The 21,399-nt window shown below is 68.0% G+C and carries 21 protein-coding genes; 10 read left to right on the top strand and 11 right to left on the bottom strand.

All coding sequences use genetic code 11. From position 1 onward, the window contains the following. Together LDL48_RS42330 and LDL48_RS42325 are read left to right on the top strand one after the other, a co-directional pair. Positions 1–1,038: SPFH domain-containing protein (locus tag LDL48_RS42330; RefSeq protein ID WP_225260852.1), on the top strand; the 1,038-nt coding region annotated here is incomplete at its 5' end. A gap of 457 nt (positions 1,039–1,495) precedes the next feature. Beyond that, a complete protein-coding gene (locus LDL48_RS42325; RefSeq protein WP_308016562.1) occupies positions 1,496–1,876 on the top strand; it encodes an STAS domain-containing protein in 381 nt (126 codons plus the stop codon). A gap of 60 nt (positions 1,877–1,936) precedes the next feature. Here LDL48_RS42325 and LDL48_RS42320 read toward each other — a convergent pair whose 3' ends face one another. Further along, positions 1,937–2,443: a TetR/AcrR family transcriptional regulator gene (locus LDL48_RS42320; RefSeq protein ID WP_225260854.1), complete on the bottom strand. Its 507-nt coding sequence runs from the start codon at positions 2,441–2,443 to the stop codon at positions 1,937–1,939. A 301-nt stretch (positions 2,444–2,744) separates the two neighbouring features. Between LDL48_RS42320 and LDL48_RS42315 the strand changes: the two genes are divergently transcribed. From LDL48_RS42315 to LDL48_RS44905, 5 genes are all read left to right on the top strand, one after another. Next, complete coding sequence (locus LDL48_RS42315) at positions 2,745–4,220, top strand: glucose-6-phosphate dehydrogenase (protein ID WP_372472338.1); 1,476 nt, start codon at positions 2,745–2,747, stop codon at positions 4,218–4,220. Then, the gene (locus tag LDL48_RS42310; RefSeq protein WP_225260850.1) at positions 4,220–6,004 is read left to right on the top strand and encodes a glycoside hydrolase family 15 protein; all 1,785 of its coding nucleotides are present in this window, start codon (positions 4,220–4,222) and stop codon (positions 6,002–6,004) included. The genes LDL48_RS42315 and LDL48_RS42310 overlap by 1 nt, the downstream gene beginning before the upstream one ends. 678 nt (positions 6,005–6,682) lie before the next feature. Next, on the top strand, positions 6,683–6,922 hold the full coding sequence (locus tag LDL48_RS42305) for a hypothetical protein (RefSeq protein ID WP_225260849.1): 240 nt from the start codon (positions 6,683–6,685) through the stop codon (positions 6,920–6,922). Between the two features lie 220 nt (positions 6,923–7,142). Further along, a complete protein-coding gene (locus LDL48_RS42300) occupies positions 7,143–7,385 on the top strand; it encodes a hypothetical protein (RefSeq protein WP_225260848.1) in 243 nt (80 codons plus the stop codon). 18 nt (positions 7,386–7,403) lie between these two features. Beyond that, the gene (locus tag LDL48_RS44905) at positions 7,404–8,231 is read left to right on the top strand and encodes a tyrosine-type recombinase/integrase (protein WP_225260847.1); all 828 of its coding nucleotides are present in this window, start codon (positions 7,404–7,406) and stop codon (positions 8,229–8,231) included. A 116-nt stretch (positions 8,232–8,347) separates the two neighbouring features. Here the strand turns inward: LDL48_RS44905 and LDL48_RS42290 are convergent, their stop codons facing one another. The 6 genes from LDL48_RS42290 to LDL48_RS42265 all read right to left on the bottom strand — a co-directional run bounded on the left by LDL48_RS42290 (position 8,348) and on the right by LDL48_RS42265 (position 15,335). Continuing rightward, the gene (locus LDL48_RS42290; protein ID WP_225260846.1) at positions 8,348–11,209 is read right to left on the bottom strand and encodes a cation-translocating P-type ATPase; all 2,862 of its coding nucleotides are present in this window, start codon (positions 11,207–11,209) and stop codon (positions 8,348–8,350) included. 174 nt (positions 11,210–11,383) lie between these two features. Then, complete coding sequence (locus LDL48_RS42285; RefSeq protein WP_225260845.1) at positions 11,384–12,286, bottom strand: universal stress protein; 903 nt, start codon at positions 12,284–12,286, stop codon at positions 11,384–11,386. 284 nt (positions 12,287–12,570) lie between these two features. Then, positions 12,571–13,443: a universal stress protein gene (locus tag LDL48_RS42280; protein WP_225260844.1), complete on the bottom strand. Its 873-nt coding sequence runs from the start codon at positions 13,441–13,443 to the stop codon at positions 12,571–12,573. Between the two features lie 150 nt (positions 13,444–13,593). Next, positions 13,594–14,013: a cupin domain-containing protein gene (locus LDL48_RS42275; protein WP_225260843.1), complete on the bottom strand. Its 420-nt coding sequence runs from the start codon at positions 14,011–14,013 to the stop codon at positions 13,594–13,596. 24 nt (positions 14,014–14,037) lie between these two features. After that, positions 14,038–14,475, bottom strand: coding sequence for an STAS domain-containing protein (locus tag LDL48_RS42270; protein ID WP_225260842.1), 438 nt, complete (start codon positions 14,473–14,475; stop codon positions 14,038–14,040). Positions 14,476–14,891: 416 nt separating this feature from the next. Next, entirely contained in the window at positions 14,892–15,335 is a 444-nt protein-coding gene (locus LDL48_RS42265) for an OsmC family peroxiredoxin (protein ID WP_225260841.1), read from the bottom strand. A gap of 664 nt (positions 15,336–15,999) precedes the next feature. Here LDL48_RS42265 and LDL48_RS42260 point away from each other — a divergent pair. The 3 genes from LDL48_RS42260 to LDL48_RS42250 all read left to right on the top strand — a co-directional run bounded on the left by LDL48_RS42260 (position 16,000) and on the right by LDL48_RS42250 (position 18,103). Next, entirely contained in the window at positions 16,000–16,368 is a 369-nt protein-coding gene (locus tag LDL48_RS42260) for a DUF488 domain-containing protein (protein ID WP_225260840.1), read from the top strand. An 813-nt stretch (positions 16,369–17,181) separates the two neighbouring features. Next, positions 17,182–17,589, top strand: coding sequence for a hypothetical protein (locus LDL48_RS42255; RefSeq protein ID WP_225260839.1), 408 nt, complete (start codon positions 17,182–17,184; stop codon positions 17,587–17,589). Positions 17,590–17,866: 277 nt separating this feature from the next. Further along, complete coding sequence (locus LDL48_RS42250) at positions 17,867–18,103, top strand: hypothetical protein (protein ID WP_225260838.1); 237 nt, start codon at positions 17,867–17,869, stop codon at positions 18,101–18,103. 301 nt (positions 18,104–18,404) lie between these two features. On the opposite strand, the gene LDL48_RS42245 is transcribed toward LDL48_RS42250, so the two are convergent. From LDL48_RS42245 to LDL48_RS42230, 4 genes are all read right to left on the bottom strand, one after another. Next, entirely contained in the window at positions 18,405–18,533 is a 129-nt protein-coding gene (locus tag LDL48_RS42245; RefSeq protein ID WP_225260837.1) for a glyceraldehyde 3-phosphate dehydrogenase NAD-binding domain-containing protein, read from the bottom strand. 108 nt (positions 18,534–18,641) lie between these two features. Next, positions 18,642–19,364 (bottom strand): DUF309 domain-containing protein, encoded by a 723-nt coding sequence (locus LDL48_RS42240; protein ID WP_225260836.1) that lies wholly within the window; start codon positions 19,362–19,364, stop codon positions 18,642–18,644. Between the two features lie 32 nt (positions 19,365–19,396). Further along, the gene (locus tag LDL48_RS42235) at positions 19,397–19,729 is read right to left on the bottom strand and encodes a cupin domain-containing protein (protein ID WP_225260835.1); all 333 of its coding nucleotides are present in this window, start codon (positions 19,727–19,729) and stop codon (positions 19,397–19,399) included. 106 nt (positions 19,730–19,835) lie between these two features. Next, the coding region (locus LDL48_RS42230; protein WP_443667694.1) for a transketolase-like TK C-terminal-containing protein at positions 19,836–21,399 on the bottom strand (1,564 nt) is incomplete at its 5' end.

Raw genomic sequence — 21,399 nt, 5'->3', positions numbered from 1 at the left:
ATCGTGCCGCAGCAGCGGATGGACGTCGTCGAGCGCCTCGGCAAGTACAAGCGCACCCTGTCGCCCGGGCTCAACCTGCTCGTCCCGTTCGTGGACGCGGTCCGCACCAAGGTGGACATGCGCGAGCAGGTGGTCAGCTTCCCGCCGCAACCCGTCATCACGTCCGACAACCTGGTCGTCTCGATCGACACGGTGCTCTACTTCAAGGTCGTCGACCCGGTCCGGGCCACGTACGAGATCTCGCACTTCCTGCAGGCCATCGAGCAGCTCACCGTCACCACGCTGCGCAACGTGATCGGCTCGCTGGACCTGGAACGCGCGTTGACCAGCCGCGAGGAGATCAACCGGCACCTGTCCAGCGTGCTGGACGAGACCACCGGCCGCTGGGGCATCAAGGTCACCCGGGTCGAGATCAAGGCGATCGAGCCGCCGCCGAGCATCCGCGACTCGATGGAGAAGCAGATGCGCGCCGAGCGGGAACGCCGGGCCACGATCCTCAACGCCGAGGGTCACAAGGCGGCCCAGATCCTCACCGCCGAGGGCGAGAAGCAGGCGGCGGTGCTGCGCGCCGACGGTGACCGCCAGGCCCGCATCCTGCAGGCCGAGGGACAGGCGAAGGCGATCCGTACGGTGTTCGACGCGATCCACACCTCGAACCCGTCGCAGAAGGTCCTGGCGTACCAGTACCTGCAGTCTCTGCCGCAGATCGCCAACGGCACGGCGAACAAGGTCTGGATCATCCCGACCGAGCTGAGCAAGGCCATGGAGGGCCTCGGCGGCGCGCTCGGCGGGCTGGCCAACATGGTCGGCGACAAGCCGTCCGACGCGGTCGACTCCGGTGCGGTCGAGCGCGAGGCGGCGGAGGCGGCGCAGGCCGCGGCGGACGAGGCCGCGGCGGTCAACGCGCAGGTACGCGAGGCGGCCGCCCAGGTCTCCAGCGACGCGCCGAAGGGCCTGACCGCCGGTGAGCCGGTACCGCCGTCCGCGGCGCTCGGCACCACCGACTACAACGGCGCCGGCCAGCCCGAACGCGGCTGACCACGCACCACCGCCACCGACTACAACGGCGCCGGCCAGCCCGAACGCGGCTGACCACGCACCACCTTCCGGCCGGTCCCGCCCCGCGGGACCGGCCGGCTCACGCCGCTGGGGCGCCACTCGCCGCCGTCTTGTCGCGAGCTTCTAACCGCTATGTCCGGCGGGCAGATGGCCGAAGCAGTCGCCGGGTACCCGCCCAGGCGCGTGCCGCGAGTCGGTGCCCCCTTCGGCCGATCAACACGTCGGTCGTTCGCTGCGGTGGGCCGTTTGAATCTTTATGGGCTGCTTGGATGCTGTCACGGATTCGTCATCGGTCCGGGGACGGGCCGCCACGTCCGGCGGCCAGGATGACAGGTGTCCGACGGCGAGGGGAGGATTCATGCCTACGAGTTCGCATGGTCAGGACGCCCGTGTGCCAGTGCGGCATCAGCCCGTCGAGGGGTACGGGTTGGCCCGGGTGACCGTCGTGGCGCCTTCGGGTGAGCTCGACCTCGACGCCGCACCGGCGCTACGTCGCAGCATCACCGGTGCGGTCCTGCGGGGCACCGATGTTCTGCTCGATCTCTCCGCCGTCTCCCTGTTCGACTGCGCTTGCCTGGGCGCCGTGCTCGCCGCGAATCGCACGGCTGTAGCGGTCGGCCGGACAGTGACGCTGATGGCGCCGCAGCCACTGGTCCGCAGATGTCTGGACCTGACAGGTGCGGCCACCGTGCTACCGGTCATTGATCACCGGCCGGGTGAGGGAGTGGGCGACCGGCAACCCGTGGCCGTGGGTTCGCGTGAACGAACCGTGCCGCCTGCTCAGGTGGCACTCGTCGTGGCTGACATTGATCGATGAGTCAAGCCTGCGACGCTGCGGGATGAGCCGGGCAACCTGGAGGCTGGACGCTGGCGTCGGCTACTGGATGAGTGGGACAAGGACGGGCAGAAGGCGTGGGAAACGCGCATCGAACTCGGCGCGCAGCCGTACGCCGGGCGGGGATCGCGGTCGCGACTCTGACCAACTCCACCACTGTTGTCGTCGAGGAACAACTGCGTAAACGCCGGCCTGCGACCCTTGATCGACGCCGTGCACTCCGCCAACGAAGCAGGGCGGCTCAAGCCCCGCTCCGCGGCCGTACCAGATGGTCGTCACCGCCCGCGAAAGCGCGGCAGCCGGAAACCGGCCGGCTCGGCGACAGCGGCCTTGAGCACCCCCGTCGATGCTGGCGTCGGTGAACCCGCCGACCGGCTGTGCCACGTGATCGCCAAGGACAGCGCAGAACCGGTCCAGCACCGCCTGGTACAGGCCGGTCTTGGAGTCGAAATGCCGGTACAGGATCACCCTGGCCTCGGCGGCGATGTCGTCCAACCCGGTCGCGGTGAACCCGTTGCGGGCGAACGCCTTCGTCGCCGCGGCGAGGATCTGTTCGTGCCGCTGAAACCGCGGCAGCCGATGTCCCGGCTCCGAGCCTGCCTGCCTGCATCAAGTTTGTCCCCTCGTTTGTTTACTTCGGTTTCGGGGCTTCGACCGGGAAGCGGAAGTACCGTCTTGGCACGGAGTAGTGCGCCGTCGAATTCGTGGCGTCCAGGCACGGTGATCAGCCAGCCATGCGGATCGCCGGCAAGGCTGAGGGGAGCCTGTCTGAAGAGCTGCGTCGGTTCAGCGGATCACAGTGTGGTGCCGTGCGTGGTTAGCGATGATCGGGCGGGGCATGGACAGGGACATGAGGACTGAATCGCCGGGGTCGGCTCGGGACATGCGCGGTGCCGAGTCACGCTCGGCCGCCGGCGGACAGACGCTGTTGGTGCTTGGTGCCAGCGGCGACCTCACCGGGCGACTGCTGCTGCCGGGGCTCGGTGGTCTGCTGGCCGGCGGTACGGGTGGAGGGCTGTTCCTGGTCGGCAGCGGCATAGACGACTGGAGCGACGCGCGGTGGCGACAGCGGGTGACCGAGTCCTTCGCGGCGGCGGCCGCGACCGGCGCGCAGGTGACGGCCACGACGGACAGCGCGCTTTACCTGCGCGCCGACGTCACCCGGCCGGAGGACTTGCGAGGACTGCTCGCCGCTTGCCGAGGCCCGGTGGTGATCTTCTTCGCGCTGCCACCGGCGATCACGGCGAAAGCCTGCCGCGCCCTCACCGAGGTCGAGCTGCCCACGGGTACCCGGCTGGTGCTCGAGAAGCCGTTCGGCACCGACACCGCGGGCGCGGCGCAGCTCAACGAACTGCTGGCCACGCTAGTGCCGGAGGAGCAGATCCACCGGGTCGACCACTTCCTGGGCAAGTCGACGGTGCTCAACATCCTCGGGCTGCGGTTCGCGAACCGGCTTTTCGAGCCCGTTCTGAACGCCGAACACGTCGCCGCCGTGGACATCGTCTTCGACGAGAGCCTCGCCCTCGAGGGCCGCGCCGGCTACTACGACTCCGCCGGCGCGCTCATCGACATGGTGCAGAGCCACCTGCTCCAGGTGCTGGCGCTGCTCACCATGGACGCGCCGCCCACGGTCGACGCCCGCGAGCTGCGCGACCGCAAGGCCCAGATGCTGCGGGCGACCCGGCTGTGGGACGACGACGTACGGGCCTGCACCCGCCGGGCCCGGTACACCGCCGGTGAGATCGCCGGTCGACGGGTGCCCGACTACGCTGACGAGGCGGGGGTCGACGCCGCCCGGAGCACCGAGACGCTGGCCGAGGTGGTACTGACCGTGGACACCTGGCGCTGGGCCGGGGTGCCCTTCCGGTTGCGGTCGGGCAAGGCGATGAGTGCGACCCGCAAGGAAGCGGTCATCACCTTCAAGCAGCCGGCCCGGGTGCCCGACGGGTTGACCGGCTACGACCGGCCGGACCGGCTGCGGATCGGCTTCGGCCCGGACCGGCTCGCCATGGACGTGAACATCAACGGCCCCGGCGACCCGTTCCGGATCGACCCGGTGACCCTGGGCGTGGACTTCGGGCCGGGAGAGCTGCCGGCGTACGGCGAGGTGCTGCGCGGGGTCCTGGACGACGACCCCACATTGTCCGTGCGCGGCGACACCGCCGAGCAGTGCTGGCGGATCGTGGAGCCGGTGTTGTCCGCTTGGCGCGAGGAGACGGTGCCGCTGCTGGAGTACCCGGCGGGCAGCGGCGGACCGGAGGACTCGCTGCTCGCCAAGCAGCTGCCGTTCCCCGCGCCGGGCACTGACCCCCGGGCAGGTGCGTGATGGCGGGGCGCATCGAGGACTACGCCATGATCGGGGACCTGCACACCGCGGCCCTGGTGGGACGGGACGGCTCGATCGACTGGCTCTGCCTGCCACGGTTCGATTCACCGGCTTGTTTCGCCGCCCTGCTGGACACCGAACAGGCTGGCCGCTGGCGTTTGGCGCCCACGGGTGCGGATTCATGCACCCGGCGCCGCTATCGAGGCGACTCGTTGGTGCTCGAGACCGAATGGGTCACTGCGGAGGGCACTGTCCGGGTCGTGGATTTCATGCCACCCCGCGGTGAAGCGGCCGACGTCGTACGCATCGTGCAGGGCATCAGCGGGCGGGTGCGGATGGGTAGTGAGCTGCGTCTGCGGTTCGACTATGGATCGGTCGTTCCCTGGGTTCGCCATGTCGACGGCATGCTCACCGCGGTCGCCGGTCCCGACGCGGTATGGCTGCACACCACGGTTCCGCTGCATGGTGCGGATCAGGCAAGCTGGGCGGAGTTCGAGGTGGGCGCGGGGGAGCAGGTGTCGTTCGTGCTCACCTGGGCGCCGTCGCACCAGCCGACACCGGCGATGGTCGACGGTCCGCAAGCCCTGAACGAGACGGAAGCGTTCTGGGCGCAATGGATGGGGCAGTGCACCTACGAGGGACAGTGGCACGGCGCCGTTCGACGTTCTCTTATCACTCTCAAAGGCCTGACCTACGCGCCGACGGGAGGCATCGCGGCTGCCGCCACCACGTCTCTGCCGGAGCAGTTAGGTGGTAGCCGTAACTGGGACTACCGGTACTGCTGGCTGCGGGACTCCACCTTCACGCTGCAGGCGCTGCTCGCCAGCGGCTTCGTCGACGAGGCGCGGGCGTGGCGGGAATGGCTGCTGCGCGCGGTGGCGGGGTCGCCCGAGGACTTGCGCATCATGTACGGACTCGACGGCACCCGCCGCCTGCCCGAGTATGAGCTGCCATGGCTCACCGGCTACGAAAATTCGGCACCGGTACGCATCGGCAACGGCGCCGCCGCGCAGTTCCAGCTCGACGTCTGGGGCGAGGTGCTGGAGGGCCTGCACCTGGGCCGCACCTCCGGACTCGCCGCGTCCGACGACGCCTGGGAGTTACAGCGGTCACTGATGGATTTCCTCGAGGGCAACTGGACGGAACCCGACAACGGGCTGTGGGAGGTCCGCGGTCCTCGCCGGCACTTCGTGCACTCGAAGGTGATGGCGTGGACCGGCGTCGATCGGATGGTGCGTGCTGTCGACCAGTTCGGCCTCGACGGACCGGTGGACCGCTGGCGCGCGCTACGCGACGACATCCACCGCGACGTGTGCCGGCAGGGGTACGACGCCGAGCGTGGCACGTTCACCCAGTACTACGGCGGCACGGAATTGGACGCGTCGTTGCTGTTGCTGCCTCGGGTCGGTTTCCTGCCTTGGCGCGACGAGCGCGTCGCCGGCACCGTGCGCGCCATCCAGCAGGACCTCTGCGCGGATGGCTTCGTGCGGCGGTACCGGCCCGAGGCCGGTGTCGACGGCCTGGCCGGTGGGGAAGGGGCGTTCCTCGCGTGCAGCTTCTGGCTTGTCGACGCACTGCACGGCCTGGGTCGTCTCGGTGAGGCGAAAGAGCTGTTCGAACGCCTGCTCAGTCTGCGCAACGACGTCGGCCTGCTGGCCGAGGAGTGGGACACGGTCAGCGGTCGTCAAGTCGGCAACTTCCCCCAGGCATTCAGCCACGAGCCTCTGATCAACTCCGCGCGGCAACTGTCGCAGGACTCCACCGCGACGACGACTGCAGTCTGACGATTTGGTCCAGTTTCTCGTCGGTAGTCTGGACTCCGGGCTGCCGCATCGAGCGTCTCGTCGTTGCGGGTGACACGCGGGTGGCCGACCTCGCCGACTAACCGATTCCGGCCAAGACTTGATCGCCGAAGTAGATCAGTCTGCGCCGCTGCGGGCTGGCCCGGCGAACAAGCTCCGATTTCGCGTAGGCTGGCGCGGGAAGTCGCGTAGGTCGTCCTCGCTGATTCCGAGCAGCCCAGGCTTTTCGTTGATTACCGGCCTGGGTGCGGCCGTTCTTTGGTCGAAGGAGTCGCCCGACCGTGTTGGTGTATTTATCGCGCAGCTCAAGGATCGGGTCATTGGAGTCGAAGGCCCGGTTGGTGATCTGGCGAGTTGCTCGCTTGCTTGCAGTTGGAGAGGGTCGTTCGATAACGCCGGAGCGGACGGCCGACGGCTGTGACAGGCGGTCCAACGTCTCCTGGCTCAAGCGCTGAGAGCATCGCGTCAGGACAAGCGATCCCGAGAATGTGCAGGTCAGATAGTATCTAGCTGGCCGCGAGAGCGACAACGCGTTGGACCCCTTTACTCGGCCGGGTATACTTTTGGGCGACCTGGTAAAACATTTGTTAGCACGTCGCTGGGCCCTATAAATGCTGGGGGTCAAGGGGTCGCAGGTTCAAATCCTGTCAGCCCGACTTTGTGAAAGGCCAGCTCAGCTGGCCTTTTTCATTTACCGATTTTAATCTATCCGGCATCGCGCGACACTCTATTTCGCCCGTACGCCTGTACTGTTTCCTGCTCAGTCCTGCCTTTGGTGGACACGAGTTGATCGGCGACGTGGCTGAAGCCGCGGCTCAGGGTGAAGCGTTGATCGGTGACGTGCCGCTGACCAGGCGAATCTGGCTTGGTTCGCTGACTGCGGACCTGGCCGAACCTTGAAGCCTGACGGTTGCTCGGCGGTCCACGATGGATGTTCGTGACACCTGCAGGACACGAACGCTCGTGCGGTGACCTTCGCTCGTTCAGTCAGAATCGTTGCCCGGTCGAGGGACATGTGCTACCTGACCTGTTGCCTTCGCGCCGAAAGCCTTCCTTCATGGGGGAAGTGAAGGCTGCTCTTGTCTGGGAGCCGTACGGCGGGGAGTTGAGGTGCAGGACCATGTTCGTACCCGAGGCAATCGTTCAGGATCAGGTGACTGGCTTGTTTGGGTTTCGGCTGGAGCTGGGACGTGATGACAGCGGGATCAGGCGGCAGGCGCGGCGGACCGGCTTTGTTAAGGAGAAGGCGGCGCTGGCGGAGTATGAGCGGCTTTGCCAGCAGCGTGACGCGCTGCATCCGCAGCCGCGCTTGAGTGATCCGGTGCGCGACATCTGTCAGGGTTGGGTGCTTGCGCGGCAGTAGGAGCTCGAGCCCAACACGGTGTACGGCTACCTGTGGTTGTTCGGCCTGATCTTCCCGTATGTGGGTGGTGTGCGGGCGTCGCGGCTCAGCGCCTGCATGGTCGAGCGCGCCTACCGGGAGCTAGAGGCTGTCGGCTACTCCCGCACCACGTTGCGGACCTTGCACCTGATCTTGGACAAGGCGTTCCGGGAGCAGGTCGGCAGGAGCCTGGGCGCTCATAAGCCGCGAGAGAGCGATGACGAGCGGCCGGTATGGACAATCGCTGAGGCGCAGCGGTTCGGTGACTATGTTCGAGGCGATCGCCTGTACCCGATGTGGCGCCTGCTGATGGTCGCGGGTCTGCGGCGTGGTGAGCTGTGCGGCGTGAGGTACGGGGACCTGGATTGGAGCCAGGGTGCCTTGAAGGTGCGCCGGCAGATCGTCGTCGAGGATCCGGGTAGCCGTGTCCGGGTGAAGCCGCCGAAGTCGCCGAACGGCTTCCGCACGCTGATTCTGGACGAGGACACCCTCGAGGGCTTGACCGGGAGAGCGACATCGGGCCGGGCGTCGCGATACCTGTTCACCGGACGAACCGGCCGGCATCTGCGTCCGGACAACGTCACCGGCAGGTTCAACCAGATAGCTGCCGCGGCGGGTGTCCGGCCGCTCGGTCCTCACCAGATCCGGCACCTGATCGCGTCGAACCTCCTTGACGCCGGATTCGGCATCCATGAAGTCGCCGAACGGCTGGGCCATGACCCTGCCACCCTCATGCGGTACTACACCCGGGTCAGCGCAACGCGACGCCTGCAAGCCACTAACCACATCGCCGATCTACTGACATCACCTACCGATCAGTTGGCCTAACGGGGAGGCCCCCTCCGTGCGGGTAGTATGACAACGACACCGAATGTCCTAGGATGCTGTAGCCGACGGCACCATCGCCGCCGCAGCGGCCCTGCTCCTGCGACAGCTGCCGTCCGTCACCGTCGGTCTTCTTCCGTGGACTCACAACGTTCGATGTCATCACTCACCGTGTTCATCCCGCCGGACCTCAGCCCGGCGTGTCGGGCCGGAAACACCGCTCCTGGCACAGTCCCTACGGCGATCCTGGCGGCTCGCGTGTTGCGGGCGCGCAGTGTCGCCTTCACCAGTTCGCCGGCGGCCAGGATGGTGGACGCCACCGCGGTGCAGGCGAGCCATTGTCCTGATGTCAGGTCGGCGGTGTTGAACAGTCCGTGCAGGACGTCCATCTGGACGAGCAGTGCCAGCAGGGCTACGACGGCGGCGGTGGCGACGAATGCCGACCGGTTTTCCAGTGTCTCGCGGCTGAACACGCTGCGGAAGTCGGAGCGAACGTTGAGCAGGTTGAACGCCTGGAACAGTACGAAGGTGACGAACGCCATGGTGCCGACGACGGTGGCCTCACCCAGCTTGGGCGCGGGACCCGGCGCCCAGATCAGCATGGCTAGCGTGCCGGTGGCCATGACGGTGCTGCCCAGCAGGATGCGCAGCAGGCGGGGTCGGTTGAGGATCCGCTCGTCGCGGGGGCGCGGGGGTCGGCTCATGGCGTCGTGACTGACCGGGTCGACACCGATCGACATGGCCGGTGGGCCGTCCATGACCAGGTTGACGAACAGGATCTGCAGTGCGGTGAACGGTGCGCCGCCGGCGATTCCGGTCAGCGATGCGATCAGGAACGTCATCACGAATCCGAGTGCGGTGGAGACTTGGAATCGGGTGAAGTTGACGATGTTGGCGTAGACGCCGCGGCCCTCACGGACCGCGGAGACGATGGTGGCGAAGTTGTCGTCGGTGAGGACCATGGAGGCGGCCTCCTTGGTTACCTCGGTGCCGGTGATCCCCATGGCGACGCCGATGTCGGCCTTGCGTAGTGCGGGAGCGTCGTTGACACCGTCTCCGGTCATGGCGACGACCTCGCCGCGCTCCTGCAGCACCCGGACGATCCTGATCTTGTGGCTGGGGGACACCCGGGCGACGACGCCGATCTCGTCCAGCTGACCGGCCAGTTCGGTGTCTTCGGTGATCGCGTCGAGGTCGGCGCCGGTCACCGCCCGGCCGGGGATGCCGAGTTCGGCGGCGATGGCGGCGGCGGTCTCGGCGTGGTCGCCGGTGAGCATCCGCACCCGAACCCCGGCGTTGCGGCACTCCTGGATGGACCGGCGTGCCTCCGGGCGCGGAGGGTCGACAATGCCGATGAGCGCGACCAGCACCAGCCGGTCGAGCATCGCCTTCGGGTCCTGCCCCGGGTCGAAGCCGGCGGCGGGAAGGTCCTCGACTCCGACGGCCATCACCCGCATGCCTTGGCGTGCCAGAGCCGCGTTCGCCTTGTCGTAGCGGTCCCGCGCCCTCTGGTCGAACGGTTCGACGCCGGCCTCGCCGAGGTAACGGTCGGCTCGTGCGGAAAGCACATCGGGTGCGCCCTTGACGAAACACCGTACGACCTCGCGGCCGTGCTCGTCGGTCCAGTTGTGGAAGGTGGCCATGAACTTGTAGTCGGAGTCGAAGGGGATGTCGAGCACGCGGGCGCGTTCCCTGCGCAGGGCAGCGACGTCGATGCCGCCCTTCTCGGCCAGCACGATCAGGGCGCCCTCGGTGGGATCACCCACGACGTCGCCGTCGCGCAGCACGGCATCGCTGCACAAGGCCATCGGGAGCAGCGCCTGGTCGAGCGTGCCGGGCGGTGGAGATCCGTCGGTCGTGCGGATCCGCCCGTCGGTGCAGTAGCCCTGACCGGAGATGGTGAACCGCCGGCCGGCCAGCAGAAGTTCCCGGGCAGTCATCTGGTTGAGGGTCAGCGTGCCGGTCTTGTCGGTGCAGATCTGCGAGGTGCTGCCCAGCGTCTCCACCGACGCCAGCCGCTTGACGATCGCCCCGCGCTTGGCGAGCCGGCCGGCGCCCATGGCGAGTGTGAAGGCGACGACCGCGGGCAGGCCCTCTGGGATGGCGGCCACCGCGAGGGAGACGGCGCTGATGAACAGATCGTCGAATTCCTGCCCGCGGAGCAGCCCGAGGACGAAGACGACGACGATGACGCCGCCGGCGACGGCCGCCAGGGTGCGGCTGAGGCTGTCGATCTGGCGCTGCAGCGGCGTCGGCCCCGCCTTCGCCGCGTGCAGCATGCCGGCGATCCGCCCGGTCTCGGTCCGCATGCCCGTCGCGGTCACCAGCACCTCGCCGTGGCCTCGGGTGACCGCGGTGTTCATGTAGACCGTGTTGCCCCGGTCGCCGAGCGGGGCGTCCTCTCTCACCTCGGCCGAGGCCGACTTGGCTGACGGTTGCGCCTCTCCGGTGAGCATCGACTCCTGGATCTCCAGCGAGGTCGCGGACAGCAGTCGCCCGTCCGCGGGGATCCGGTCACCGGCCTCCACCACGACCACGTCACCGGGCACCAGCTCCGCGGCGTCCACCTGACCGATGCGCCCGTCCCGGCGTACCCGGGCGGTGGTCACGCTCATCCGTCGTAGCGCGTCCAGTGACGCCTCGGCCTTGGATTCCTGCACGAAGCCGATCGTCGCGTTCAACAGCACCACCAACGCGATCGCGACCGGAGTCTCCCATTCGCGGCTCACCAGCAGCGACACCACCGCGGCGATCAGCAGGATGCCGATCAGCAGATCCTGGAACTGGCGCAGGAACCCCCGCCACCGCGGCTCTCTCGGCGCCTCGGCCAGCCGGTTCGGGCCGTACCGGTCCATCCGGCGCTGCACCTGCGTCGAGGACAGCCCTTCGGCCGGGTCCACCTGCAGGGCGCGGACCGCATCGGCGGCCGACCGCGCGTGCCACGGCGGCATCAGCTCGGGCGCCTGCGCTGACAAGTTCACCTCCTGGCGGTATGGAGAAACGTCCTCGGGTGGTTACGGATCTCCTACGTCATCTTCACCCTGGCTCCTGACGATGTCCTGCCCAAACGGGAGAACGGGAAGCCGCCCGTCGACGTGAGCCGGCTGTCCGCGCCCCGTCCATCCACCGGCCGCTTCCGACCCGGCATCGCCGCGTCAGGGCGCGTCTGATGAGGCGTCGCGAGGCACGACCATGACGGGCCGGTGGGCATGGTGCAAGGTGGCCGCCGCCACGCTGCCTAGCAGGATCTCGCGTACCGTAGACCTTCCCCGCGAGCCCACGACCACCAGCGCCGCCTGACGCTGACGTGCGTGATCCGCCAGCGTCTCGGCCACAGTCCGCGCGACCGTGAAGTGGCGACTATCCACCGCCAGCGAGATCACGTCATGGCCGCCGGGGGGCGGCGGGTGCCGGTCGCCTTGGTCGACGTCGGCCAGCTCCAAGGTGCGAGTAGGGAAAAGCCGTGTCGCCGCTGCGAGCGCTGCCTGCGCGCCGGCGGAGCCGTCCCATCCGACGATGACCGGCCCGTCGATCAGTGCCGCCCGCTCCGCCGTCAGTAGCGGCTCGGCGACGACGAGCACCGGCCGGGACGCGTAGTGCACCACCGTGTCGGAGGTGCTTCCCAGGACAGCTTCGGCGCTGCCGAGCCCGCGAGATCCGACCAGCAGCAGGTCCGGGTTGATCTTCTCGGCGAGTTGGGTGAATTGCAGGCCCTCGCCGCCGTAGGTGCGCTCGACCAGCGCCTCGGCCTGCCAGCCGGCGGCGATAGCGAGGGTGACACCCATCGCGGCTACCCGATTCGCCTCTGCTGCTCCCTCCCGCTCGACGGCGTCGACGAACTTGTTGATGGAGGCGGTGCCCTTCCACAAGCGCCGGCGCAGCGCGTCGCTCGCGAAAGGTGGTGTCCAGAGGTGACCGATCCAGGCCTGTGCCTCGGGGATCAGGGACGCGCCAACCTCGATCGCCGCGCCGGCCGGTAGTGATCCGTCGTAGCCGACGAGGATCCGGGCGGGCGTCTCGGTTTGCCGCTCTGTGCTCGGTTGTGCGGTGCTGGTCATTTGCCGAAATCCTCACCAACGGAAGGCGGATAGGTCAGGTATGTCTCTGCCGGGGACCTGCGTGAGGCGGTGCAGACCCTTGGGACTTCTCGTCCTCTCCTGTTCTGTCCGTCCGGCCCGGCCGCGGCGACGGAGTTGACGTGGGGCTGCCTTATGTCTGCCCGTGCGGCCGACCGTGTGCTAAAGATGTCGTTGCCGGTCGGTTGAAGAGTGGATATCGGTGTGGTGACCGGGTCGGCGACGGCGGCCTCTATTTGCTTTCAGCCGGTGCCGGACGCTGCCGGTCATGGTTGTTCTGGGTGGACGATCATTACTGGGCAGTCGGCGTGGTGGAGTAGCTGCTGGCCGGCGGAGCCGAGCAGGCCGCCGATGAGTGCGCCGTGGCCGCGGCTGCCGACGATGACCATGGCCGCGTCGCGGGAGGCGTCGATCAGGTTCTTCGCCGGGCTGCCGGGCTCGATGAGGGTCTTCACCCGCACCGCGGGGTATTTGTCGTGCCACGGCGTCAGGATCGTGTCGAGGTCGCGGGCGGTGTCTCGGGCGGCAGCGTCCTGGTCGTAGAGCAGCAGTGGCATATCGGGTCCGTACGGTGGCATCGGCACTGGGTAGCTGCGTACCGCGAGCAGCCCGCAGCCGCGCCGCTGCGCCTGGTCGAATCCGAGCGCAAGGGCGCGCTGGGCCGATGCCGAGCCGTCGACGCCGACCACGATGGGGCCGGATGGGGTCTCGCGGCGGCCGCGGACGACGACGACGGGGCCACTCGCGTGGGTGGCGACCTGCTGGCTGACCGAGCCGAGCAGCAGGCTGGCGAAGCCGCCACGCCCGCGGTTGCCGACCACGAGCATGGCCGCGGTGCGGCTGGCTCGCAGCAGAGCTGAGGCCGGGTCACCGATTACGGCGGTGCTCGAGACCTCGATGCCCGGCTCCAGGGCTCGCGCCTCGTCCGCGGCCGCGGTAGCCATCCGGTCGAACTGTTGGGCGACGACGTCCGGCAGGTCTGCCACGCCGCCGAGCGCTTCGGCCGGCCCGTTCCAGGTGTAGGCGGTGACGATCTTCAGTGGGGTGTCGTGTCGTCGGGCCTCGGCGGCGGCCCAACGTACGGCGGTCCGGCTCGGGTCGGAGCCGTCAGTGCCGACGACGATGTCAGGGTGTCTCATCTGTGCCTCCAATAGGGCGACGATCCCGGTTGTTCAGCTGCGCAGCGAACGATGCTCCAGGTTGGCCACCGCGACTGGTTGTCTGGCAAGCCTTCGAAGTCTTGAGGGTCGGCTGGCGTCGTACCGATCGGAGCAGGAAGCCGTCGGTGGCTACGGCACCGGTGCGTTCACCGGCCAGCGTCGGTGCCCGCGCTGGCGTTGACGGTGGTAGGAATCGGGAAGGTCAAGGTTCATCCGGTCAGCCGGAGTTGGTGTCGTTCGTCTGGCGACGGAGAGCAGGACGACCGCGTCCTCCAAGGCGGTCACCGAGTGCCGGACACCGGACACGATGACCAACTGACCGGTCGAAACGTCGGTGGTGTCCTCGCCGGCAGTGACCCGCACCCGCCCGCGCAGCACCTGCACGGTCGCCTCACCCGGGTGGTCGTGCTCCTCGATCCGTTGGCCGCGGGCCAACGCGATCACGCTCTGGTAGAGCAGGTGCGGACGTCCGCCATCAATGGTGCGGATGTCGCGGCGGCTCGACGCGCTGAGCGCGTGGCTCAGTAGTCCATCGGCGAGCGCCGTCAACGACCATTTCTCCATCACCAGCTCCTATCCGTGCGGCGAGGCGTAAACATCGGCGCTCGAAGGTGTCGCCGCAACCCGCCGGTCGTCGCGGTGGCGTCGGGATCGGTGTGACCGCGCTGCTCGGCCGGTCCCAGGTGCCGGCTGTGGGCGCCGCCCGGTGAGGGCGGTGAAGACGCCGGTGAGTTCCAGGACCCGGCGGACCAGGCGTTGCGGGTTGACCACCGTGTAGCGGTGTCCCCGGCTGATGGCGGTGTTGCGGCCGGCTACCAGTGCGCCGATGCCGGCGCAGTCCAGGAACGTCACCTGGGCCAGGTCGACGACCACGGCGATGCGATCCGGTGTGTGCAGGGCGTCCTGGATGGCGGATCCCAGCGCGTCGACGGCGTCCATGTCAACGTCGCCGGCAGGGGCCAGCGTGACTAGCCCGTCGTCGCGGTGATGTCGGGTCAATGAGAAACGCATGAAGGCTCCAGACGGTGTGCCGATGTCCGGTCGCGTGCATCGTCGTGCGGTGGCGCTCGTCGTCGGTGTTGGTGGTGTCAGCCGGTCTGCCGACCGTTAGCAAGCACCGGACCTTCAGCTCCGCCACCGAGCGCCACCGCCCGGAGGTGATGTGCTCACCCTGAGCGGTGCGTGGCGGAAAAAGGCATCGGTCGTCACTCGCTGTCTCGCACCGCAGCGGCACCGCACCACGCCGAACGGCAGTCGTCGGTACCAGATCCGCTGGTGGCGCGCCGAGGCGGCTGGGTCATCGACTGTCATGACGGCCCGGTGACATGTCCGCTCTACCGATGAACGGGTACGGCCTGCCCAGGTCCGCCGCCTGCATGGCTGTCGTGTCGAGGTGGTTCGCCGCCCACCTGGATGACTGGCGTGAGTCAGGTCGGCTGCAGGTTGGCTTCGACGCTGATCCGAGCACCGGCGATCAGCCGCGAGACGGGGCACAGTGCGGCCGCCTCGTCCACGACCTTTTGAAAACCTGCCGGGTCGAGTTGGGGTACCCAGCCGTCGACGTGCAGCGCGGAGGAGACGATGGTCGGTACGCCATCGGCGCCGTCCAGGGTCACCGTTGCCGCCACGTTGAGGCGGTCCGGTGGTGTGTGGGCCTTGCCGAGCAGCAGCGTGAGCGCCATCGCGAAGCAGGACGAGTGAGCGGCGCCGACCAATTCCTCGGGACTGACCTTGCCGCCGGGCGTTTCCGTGCGCGCCGCCCAGGTCACATCCAGCCCGTCGAGTGCGCCGCTCTCCGAGCGGATCACCCCGCCGCCGTCGGTCAGCGAGCCTTCCCAGGTCGTTTCTGCGGTTCGTTGCGCAATGCTCATTGCGACTCCTCGGGTATCGACGCGGGGCAGGCGATCGGCTGCGCGACAACGAACTGGTGGATCGTCGACCGCACGGCCCTCGTTCTGGCCGTTGATGGACACTGACCTGCAGCGGCTACGGCCAGCCGGGTCACTCTGTCACCGAGCCGCCGTCACCTCGATCACCATCAATGATCGCCATCGGTCCGGTCGTGCACAGGTGCCGTCACCGGTCAGGTCGGGTGCCGCAACTTGCCGGTGCTCGGCACTACGGCGCACACGACACCGCGACGCGGGCCGGCGGGGTCGGACGGTCGTCTACACCACCGAACCCGTCGAGCTTTGGCCCTCCAGCCCTCGTCGGGTCGTCCGGCGGCACCCGTGGACGTGCCGGCAGACGGAACCTCGCATCCTGTCGTGGCTCGCGTTTCGTGCGGGGCGCCGGACCGATCGTCTCGCCGCGGTTATCTCCGCTTCGCTCCTGCCGATGAGACGCAACCAGGTCGAGTTGATGCGGGGTAGGGCAACCGTTGGGTCCGGCGTTCCGGGATCCGGCAATCTGTCACCGTGGTAGGTGCTGGTCACACACCTGTCCGGCGAGGAGGACATGGCCAGAGAATTGGCGATGACACCTCGCACTGCCGTCCCTGTGGTGACCGCGAGCGATCCAGATCGAGGAGGACCGTTGGAAAGGCAGGTAAGGCTTCGCCGGGTCTACGATGATCCCTCATCCGACGACGGCGTAAGGGTGCTGGTTGACCGGGTGTGGCCACGCGGTCTGACCAAGGCAGCGGTCCTTCTCGACGAGTGGGTGAAAGACATCGGGCCGTCCACGCCACTGCGCCGCTGGTACGGGCACCGACCGGAGCGGTTCACTGAGTTCCGGGACCGCTACCTGGCCGAACTCCGCCACGCCCGACCAGCAGCCGCCGTCGACCGGCTCCGGGAACTCGCCCGCACGAGGACCGTCACGCTGCTGACGGCCACCCGGGACGTCGAACACAGCCATGCAGCCGTCCTCAGTGACCTTGCACGACGCCCGAGTAGCCGGTAACCCGGCGCCGAAGGCACGTGATTCGGCCCCACGCCGGCGCCGGGCGAACGTCGGCGGTACGCCGCAAACGGACGCTCAGAGAGCCGGAGCATGAGACAAGAAACGACTGCGGTCGACCGGCTGCCCGCTGCCTCGTTCACCGACGCCGTTACCGCGGCCGGGATCGCGCCGTCGGTCCTCAACGCTCAGCCGTGGCTATGGCAGGTACACCCGGAACGACTGGACCTGTCTCCACGCGCAGCCGCCAACTGTCGGCCGGAGACCCCGCAAGGCCGATAGCTGATGCTCAACTGCGGGGCCGTCCTGCACCACGCTCGGATCGCACTCGCTGCTGACGGCTGGCGGCGCACGTGACCCGGCTGCCGCAAGCAAGCGATCCGGACTTGCTGCCACGCTCATGGTGAACGGCCGGGCTCCGGTGACATCGGAAGCACTGCGCCTGGCGCACGCGATAGGCATCTGGTACATCGGCCGGCGGCCAGTGAGCGAACGGTCCATACCCGCGGTGGGGGTGCGGGTCGTCGCGACGGCGGCCTGCGCGGAAGGCGGCCTGCCGCTGCTCGGGTCCGATGACGTGGCGGACCTGGGCTTCGCGTCAAGCCGGGCCGCCGCGGTGGAAGCCGGCGACCCGCAGATCGCCGGGGCGCTGACGTACTGGACCGGCCGTGCCAGGCTGTCGGGGGCTGGGCTCACCGCCAGTGTGCTGCCCCAAGCACCCCACGCAGCACCACATTGCCCAGCCGCGACTTTGGCCGGCCCTGGATACTGCCGGTCGGCGGCGGGCACGACCGGGCCGCGGTCTATGCACTGCTGTTGGGCGACACGGACGGCGACGGATCGCAGGGCTGGCTGCGTGCCGGAGATGCGCTATCCGCGGCCCTGGTTGGCTGCACCCGCCATCGGCGTGTCGGTGGTGCCGCTCGACGTGTCGTCAAGGTCCCCGCCAGCTGGCACACCCATGGGGCATTTGCTCGCCGGCTCGCCTGCGGCCAGGGATCGCCGATCCGGAACAGCACGGGCCGCCACCGCGACACCGCGGATTGCTGTCACGCAGATGATCGACACCTCAGCAGTGGCGGCGAACCAGCTCGGATCCCACGCGCACCGGGAGTCGTCACGCATCGACACCAGATCTTCGTCTGGTACGAGCAAGCCGATGTCTATCTGTGCGATCCGGTGCCGTTCATGCAGACCGTCCAGGCCGGGCTGTGCAGTATGTGACCACCAGATCCGCTTGAGGTCTTCGGCTCCGAACAGTGGTGCTGGACCTCGAAGCGCGCGACCGCCCATTGGCTACCACTGCCTGACCGTCAAGTCACAAGAACAAGCCATTACTGTGCGATCGACCTTGCCGGAACCCGGCACAGTCCGGCTCTGTCCGTCGCCGCTGTCAGCCCTATCCGTCGGTGCTTGCGAGGCCAACACTGTAGGTGGAGCGCAAACGTGAGCAGGCCGCGAAACGTCTCGGGCTTGCGGTGCTTCAAGGAGGCTGATAGCCATGCTGAGGAACAAGGACGACCGCAAGCGGGGTCGGCTCATGCGCTGGTTCCACCGGACCTTCGACGACTGGTCCTTCCGGTACCTGCTCGGGCCTGCCGAGGTCAGCAAGGCAATCGATGGCACCGGGCCAGCTGCGCGCGAAGGTTGGAAGCGCGATCTTGAACGCCGTAAGCGCTACAGCCGGGAGCAGCGCGAACGCAGGAAGCGTGTCCACGTGCCGCGAAGCGGCGACTGACTACGCCCTTCGTTCGTCCAGCATCAGCGGCACCTGATGACACGTCTTTCCCGACTCCGTCGTCTCTTCCAAGGAGGCGGTCGCGCGCGCATTTCCTCGCTACGCTTCTCCCCACGAAGAGCACCGCCTCCGGGCCGCGTCAGTCGGGTGCCGCCGAAGGCGGCGACTGTGCCGACCAGAGCGCTGCTGGCCTCTGCGCTGCGGCTGAACAAGGTGAGCAACTCCGGGAGATCTGGGCAGTTACCACTGTGTGGCTTCCGGTGCCGGGCGGGAGCGCCGCGCCCGTCCGGTCTTCCTCGGATTAGAAGACGCCAGTGCAATCCAGTACCAGGTCGACGCCCAGGTCGACCCACGACAGCTTCGCCGGGTCACGTTCAGCGAAGGTCGCGATCCGTCGACGCGACCCGATCCGACCCGGATGACCGCGCAACCGTCGAGATGCGCAGAAGGATCGATGCCGTGCGATCCTGCTGGCACGTCCGGACAGTCCGGCGACACCACCGCCATCGACGGGACCGGCGGACCGCGTGCCAGGAGCTCATTTGGGGCCGGCGGGTCTGGTGAGCCGCGGTATGCGGGCGTCGACGGCGGTATGGTTCTCGTTGATGTGCGCGGCGGTCGTCCGTGCCCACGCGCTGAGTTCGGCTACCGCGATGTTGTGGGGTGCCGAGTGCTCGTATGGGCCGATCCGGTCTGCTGATCGCAGCAGCAATCGGGTGGCGCCGGTTGCGTTTCCACGGCGGGCGTGGGTGAGGCCGACGGCGAGTTGGGCAAGGCCGCGCCACAATTCGCGTTCGTCGGGCGGGGCTGACTTCCACGCGGCCTCGAGGACCTCGTGGGCGTGGAACGGAAAGCCGTCGTCGAGCAGTTTCTGCGCTTGCTGCAGTGCCTCGATCGGTGTTGGGTTCAGGTCGTCCGGCATGGTGAGAACGCCCGGTGCGCCGGGTTCCAGCGGGCGGCCCAGGGCGTCGCGTGGCCGGGAGTTACGCGGTTTACCGGAGATGTCGCGATCCCGCACGACTGCGGTCGGTCCCGGTCGCACGGGAAGGGCCGGCGTGATGTCGTCCTCGCTGGTGTCGCGGTCGCCGAGGTAAGCCAGCAGAGCCGGGCCGGCACCGGACAGGCGGTCGACCTCTTCGCCGGTATCGCAGGTCAGCAGTGCTATCACCACGGTGTCCGTGGTGCGTGTCAGTACCCGCCATCGGCCACCGGATTCTTGCCATCGTTGTAGCTGAGCGACACCGGGATCGTCGTCGTGCATCCGGGAGACCTTCCTTGTTCTGCGGGTGGCGTTCAGGGTGCGCTGACGACTGTCAGCAGTACGGCGGTGTCCTCGACGGCGAGCAGTTCATGGCGTTCGAGGGAGATGATGACGTGGTCTCCCGCTTGGCCCGTCCATTGCTGTGTGGGCGTGGTCAACTGGGCTCGGCCCCGCAGCACCTGCAAGGTGGCTTCGCCGGGGCTGTTGTGTTCGGCGAGGCGCTGACCGGCGATCAGCGCGATGACGGTTTGGCGGAGCTTGTGTTCGTGACGGCCGAACAGGGTGTGAGCGCTGCGGCCGCTGCGCGCGCCGCGCGCTGCGGTGAGAAGCTCGTTCGCAAGCGTATCGAGATGGGTCGAGTGCATGGTTCGCCTCCTTTGTCTTTCAGCCGGTGAGCCGAAGCACGCCGGCTGACAGTAGCCGCCGTGACCTTGACCAGTTCCAGCGCCACGTACCAGGAAATCCGCCGTCTCATACCGCGTCGTCGTCGGCGATGGGGCCGAATGCTGCGTGTGCCTTGCGGAGCGTGTCTGAATCCAGTACTCCGCCGGCGGTCAGCTCCTGGATCACGCGTAGAGCGATAGAAGACCCATCGATACGGAAGTGGCGGCGCAGCGCCTTCCGGGTGTCGGACATGCCGAAGCCGTCGGTGCCCAGGGACGCCCAACGGTCAGGGACGAACCGAGCGATCTGATCCGGCACCGCGCGCATCCAGTCGGATACGCCCACCACGGGGACGGGGTGTTCCTGTAGGCGACGGGACAGGTAAGGGACACGGACCGGTTCGTCGGGATGCAGGAAGTTCCATTGGTCGGTGTCAAGGCCGTCGCGGCGTAGCTCGGTCCAGGACGTGACCGACCAGACGTCGGTACGGATGTCCCACTCGTCGTGGAGCAAGCGGTGTGCTGCCAGCGCTGCCGGAACGGTGATGCCTGAAGCCAGGATATGCGCCGTCGGGCCTTCGGCGTCGTCGGTGCCGCAGATGCGATGCATTCCGGCCAGGATGCCTTCTACGTCGACGTTCTCCGGTTCGGCCGGTTGCAGGATCGGCTCGTTGTAGAGGGTGAGGTAGTAGAAGACGTTCTCTTGCTTCGCGCCGTACATGCGGTGCAGGCCGTCGCGGACGATGTGGCCGAGTTCGTAGGCGTAGGCGGCGTCGTAGGCCAGGCAGGCCGGATTGGTGGAGGCGATCAGCAGCGACTGGCCGTCCTGGTGTTGCAGGCCCTCGCCGTTGAGCGTGGTCCGGCCGGCGGTGGCGCCGAGCAGGAAGCCGCGGGTCATCTGGTCGGCGGCCGCCCAGAAGCCGTCGCCGGTGCGCTGAAACCCGAACATCGAGTAGAAGATGTACAGCGGGATCATCGGTTCGCCGTGGGTCGCGTAGGAGGTGCCGACGGCCGTCCACGACGCGGCGGAACCGGCTTCGGTGATCCCCTCATGCAGGAGTACGCCGCTGCGGGACTCGCGGTAGCTCAGCAGCAGCTCCCGGTCCACCGACGCGTATGTCTGGCCGTGCGGCGAGTAGATCTTGCGGGTCGGGAACAACGAGTCCATGCCGAACGTGCGAGCTTCGTCCGGGATGATCGGCACGAATCGGTGGCCGATCTCGGGGTCCTTCATCAGGTCCTTGAGCAGCCGGACCAGTGCCATGGTCGTGGCTACCGGCTGGTTGCCTGATCCGCGTTTCACGCTCGCGTAGGCGTCCCCACCGGGCATGCTGAGCGGTCGACTTGTCACCGTGCGGGTGGGAACGAACCCGCCCAGCTCCTTGCGGCGCTCCAGCAGGTACTGCAGTTCGTCGGACTTCTCACCCGGGTGGAAGTACGGCGGCAGGTACGGGTTGTCCTCCAGCTGCTTGTCGCTGATGTCCAGGTACAGCCGGTCCCGGAAACCCTTCAGGTCGGGCAGCGTCAGCTTCTTCATCTGGTGCGTGGCGTTGCGGGCCTCGAAGTGCGAGCCCAGCGTCCAGCCCTTGATGGTCTTGGCGAGGATCACCGTGGGCTGGCCGGTGTGGGTCGTCGCCGCCTGGTACGCCGCG

The sequence above is a fragment of the Jidongwangia harbinensis genome, from assembly GCF_020216025.1.
Taxonomy (GTDB): Bacteria; Actinomycetota; Actinomycetes; order Mycobacteriales; family Micromonosporaceae; genus Actinoplanes; species Actinoplanes harbinensis.
The sequence above is the reverse complement of the archived record's forward strand: the minus strand, read 5'-3'. Positions and strand labels throughout refer to the sequence as shown.